General features: G+C 60.7%; 3 protein-coding genes and 1 pseudogene. 1 reads left to right on the plus strand and 3 read right to left on the minus strand.

What is annotated here, in order from left to right; all coding sequences use genetic code 11:
• Positions 1-676, plus strand: a 676-nt coding sequence (locus CWO91_RS41680) for a M24 family metallopeptidase (RefSeq protein ID WP_130221101.1), incomplete at its 5' end; no start/stop codon positions are given.
• Between the two features lie 791 nt (positions 677-1,467).
• Here CWO91_RS41680 and CWO91_RS41685 read toward each other — a convergent pair.
• The 3 genes and pseudogenes from CWO91_RS41685 to CWO91_RS41695 form a co-directional block, all read right to left on the minus strand.
• Complete coding sequence (locus CWO91_RS41685) at positions 1,468-3,075, minus strand: acyl-CoA carboxylase subunit beta (protein ID WP_130221102.1); 1,608 nt, start codon at positions 3,073-3,075, stop codon at positions 1,468-1,470.
• A 1-nt stretch (position 3,076) separates the two neighbouring features.
• The gene (locus CWO91_RS41690) at positions 3,077-3,580 is read right to left on the minus strand and encodes an acetyl-CoA carboxylase biotin carboxyl carrier protein subunit (RefSeq protein ID WP_130221103.1); all 504 of its coding nucleotides are present in this window, start codon (positions 3,578-3,580) and stop codon (positions 3,077-3,079) included.
• A gap of 2 nt (positions 3,581-3,582) precedes the next feature.
• A pseudogene (locus tag CWO91_RS41695) lies at positions 3,583-4,005 on the minus strand (3-methylcrotonyl-CoA carboxylase); the annotation flags it as partial.

Raw genomic sequence — 4,005 nt, forward strand, 5'->3', positions numbered from 1 at the left:
GGTGCGCGAAGCTTCCGAGCGCGTGGTGGACGCGATGACCGCGACTTTCGACATCTGCGCGCCGGGCATGAGCAAGCACGATATCGTCGATCGGCTGCGGCGCGAGGAGCACGACAGGGATCTCGTGTTCGAGTACTGCCTGATCGCGGCCGGCAACAGCCACAACCGCGCACCCTCCGATCAGCGCCTGAAGGCGGGCGACGTGATCTCGCTCGATTCCGGCGGCAACTATAAAGGCTATATCGGCGACCTCAGCCGCATGGGCGTGGTGGGCGATCCGGACGCGGAATTGCACGATCTCTTGCACGAGATCGAGGAGGTCCAACAGGCCGCGCGGGGCGCGATCAGCCCGGGCGCACGCGGCGGCGACATCATCGCCGCCGGCGAAGAGGCGGTGCGCCGGGCGCCGCATGGCAATGTACTGGACTACACGGCGCACGGCATCGGCCTCGTCAGTCACGAGGCGCCGCGGCTCACCGGACATGGGCCGGTGCCTTATGCGCCTTACGATGCCGACCGGCCGCTGCAGCCCGGGATGGTGATCTCGATCGAGACCGCGATGCTCCATCCGTCGCGCGGCTACATCAAGCTCGAGGATACGCTGATCGTCACTGAGGATGGCTGGGAAGCCCCCGGCGACATCGCGCGCGGATGGAACATGGCGAGAAAAACCTGAGTTTTCGAAATGGGGGCGGGAACATGGCGCTCAAAAGGATATTGCGACCAGGGATTTCTGGTCCGGCATGCTGTTTGCCGCGTTCGGGGTCGCCGCTCTCACGCTCGGCCATGACCTGCGGATCAGCTAGGCGGCACGCATGGGGCCGGGATTTGTGCCCCATGCGCGACGGCAATTTGCTTTTCGCTTGTCGCTTGATGGTGTTGTTGTCGATGATGGGCCATTGGCTGAACAGGCTTTTGCCGGCGGCGAAATCCCATTTCGGGCCGTAGCTCGAATGGTGGGTTTTGGTCTATGAAGGTCGAAAATGCTTTATCTTTCAATGGGAGTTGACTGACACTCTCTCCGCCATTTCTACGCCACAGCTCTCTCCCGTATCCGAGTCTTCGAATCTACGGCGAATTCACCGAAGAACTCCGCGATGTTGCGCCAATTCTTCGCGAGGGCCGTAGTTTGTTCGCCGTGGGTTCGGAGGAGGGTTCTTCCGCCACTACATCTTCTCCTCACTGTCCCATTGCTCGAACCGACAGCGAAAACAACGAGTAGGGCGATAAAGGCTGTTGCGGCTCGCCCGCGATGGTTCCTCTAATCGCCGCCCAGACCGTAGGCTTTGGCTGTGGGTTCGGAGGACGGATTTCTCGGGAGACCACCGGACTGTGGACTTCCCTTCTGTTGAATGTTCGAGCCGTGATAACTTGCGATCGGTCTCGCGATTCAGGTATTCCTGAGCATTCGTCTGACCTCGTCCGTCTCTCATGCGTCGCGACACGTTCGCGTCGTCAACGCCGGAGCTACAAACGAAAGACTCCGTAGCCGGCATCTCCCAGCGGCGCGTTGAGCGACGCGGAGATGGCTATACCGAGCGCGTTTCGGGTATCGACAGGATCGATCATTCCATCGTCCCAAAGTTCGGAAGTGGCGTAATATCCCGACAACTGCTGCTGATAGGCCCTGAGCGTCTCGGAGCGCACGCGCTCGATCTCTTCCTGGTTGATCGTTTCGCCCCGGCTTTTCATCTGGTTCAGCTTGACCTCCACAAGGGTATTCGCAGCTTGATCGCCGCCCATGACGCCGACCTGATGGTTCGGCCAGCCGAAGATAAAGCGCGCGTCAAAGGCACGGCCGCACATGCCGTAGTTTCCAGCTCCGAACGAACCATTGCACATTAAGGTGAACTTAGGCACGCGCGAGCAGCTCTGCGCCATAATCATCTTGGCACCATCCTTGGTGATGCCGCGGCGCTCATACTCCCTTCCGATCATGTAGCCAGTGATATTCTGGAGGAAAACGAGCGGAGTATTGTTCTGGTTGCAAAGTTCGATGAAATGCGCGCCCTTCAAGGAGGAGTCGTTGAATAACACTCCGTTGTTCGCCAGTATGCCGACTTTGAAGCCCCAGATGTTGGCAAAGCCGCAGATCAGGGTGCGCCCGTAGGCTGGCTGATATTCATGGAAGCGGCTGCCGTCGACGATGCGGGCAATGACCTCCCGCATGTCGAACTGTATTTTTATATCGTCCGGCAGGATCCCATAGAGCTCTTCCGGATCGTAGGCTGGAGCTTCCGGCGTGTCCCGCTGACAGTCCCACTTCTTGGCGACCTGCCATTGCGCCACGATTTCGCGGCCGATGCGGATGGCGTCCTCTTCGTCCTCCGCTGCGTAATCGCAGGTCCCCGAAACGCTCGTATGCATCTCGGCGCCACCGAGTTCGGCCACCGTGACATCCTCGCCCGTGGCGGCTTTGACCAGGGGCGGCCCTCCCAGGAAGACAGCGCCAGTGTCTCGGACGATGACGTTGTAATCTGAAAGCGCCGGGACATAGGCGCCACCGGCGGTGCAGTGCCCGAAGACCAAAGCGAGTTGCTTGACACCCATCTTGGACAGCAGGGTTTGGTTCCGAAAGATCCTCCCCGCCATATGACGGTCCGGAAACAGCTCCGACTGAAGCTGCAAAAAGCCGCCGGCTGAGTCGCAGAGATGGATGACGGGAAGGCGATTCTCGATCGCGATGTCCATGGCACGGACAATCTTCTTCACGGTCAGGGGATACCAGGCGCCGCCCTTGATCGTGGAATCGTTGGCATGGATCAGCACTTCCTTGCCCGAGACAATGCCGATGCCCGTGATGCAACTTGCGGACGGAGCATCGCCGTCATACGCCATGTTCGCCGCGAGCGACGACAGTTCGAGGAAAGGCGTGCAAGGGTCGAGCAGCTTCTCGATCCGCTCGCGAGGAAGCATTTTTCCCTGCCGCCGAAGCCGCTCGAGGTCGCGCTGCTGCCGCTTGTGGCGAGCTGCACCCTGCCTTTCTCTGAACCGGGCGACGAGATCGCGATGATAGGCCTCGCGCCGTCGAAACTCGGTGCTGCTAGTGCTGAGCGATGATTGGATCTTGCGCATGTCAACCTTTCCGGTTCTCGTCGACGAGGCGCGCGATGATGTCGTCCTTGTCGAAGCGCCCCCCCTCCTGGTGGAGGATTTCTGCGACGACGCCATCGCGCGGCGCGCTTAATGCCATCTGCAGCTTCATGCTTTCGATGGTTAGCAGGGCATCACCTCGGTTGACGATTTCACCCGCTGACTTGTGTATGCTGACGATGGTCCCCGGCATCGGCGCGCGCACCTCGCCGCCGTGGTCGTCGGCACCGCGTCCGAGCGCGTTCGCGTCCGGCAAGGTCAGCTCGAATGTCTGCCCTGCGAGCCGGATCATGCAGCGATCGTCGGTCCCGGCGCGCGCGAAGCGGACGGACCGTCCGTCGATATCCAGCACCTGCATGCCGGACTCACTTCCTGCATCCCGGCCGACGACGTGTTCCTGCCCATCGATCCACAGCACGAGCTTCGGATGGCGCCTGAGTATCTCGATCCGGACTGGTTTGCCGTCCAGGTTCAGTGTGAACGACATTGTCAGTTTCTCCAAGCATTCATCGATGCGTAAGGTTGCGGCACGCCGAAGGCCATGTCTCGGAATGTGCGAAAGCCGAGCGCACCCGCGATGATGGCAGCCTCGAGCACCTGACGATCGGAAAGCTCCGGGAGTAAAGCGGATGCGTGCTCCGCCAGGAAGCCGGTATGGAGATCCCCCGCCCTGAAGGCCTCGTGGTCCAGAATTCCGGCAAGATAGTCGATATTCGTGCGAACACCGAGAACAGAGAGGTCACGCAGTGCCCCGATTGCGCGCTCCACGGCCTGGCCGCGGTCGGAGCCGTGTACGACGAGCTTCGCCAGCATCGGATCGAAATCGGCCGTGATCTTCTGCCCCTCCCGCAGCGCGTTCTCGAAACGCAGATAGGGCTCGCTCGGCACATTGAGGTAATCGATTGTGCCAGT

The sequence above is a fragment of the Bradyrhizobium genosp. SA-3 genome (genome assembly GCF_004212635.1).
Lineage (GTDB): Bacteria > Pseudomonadota > Alphaproteobacteria > Rhizobiales > Xanthobacteraceae > Bradyrhizobium.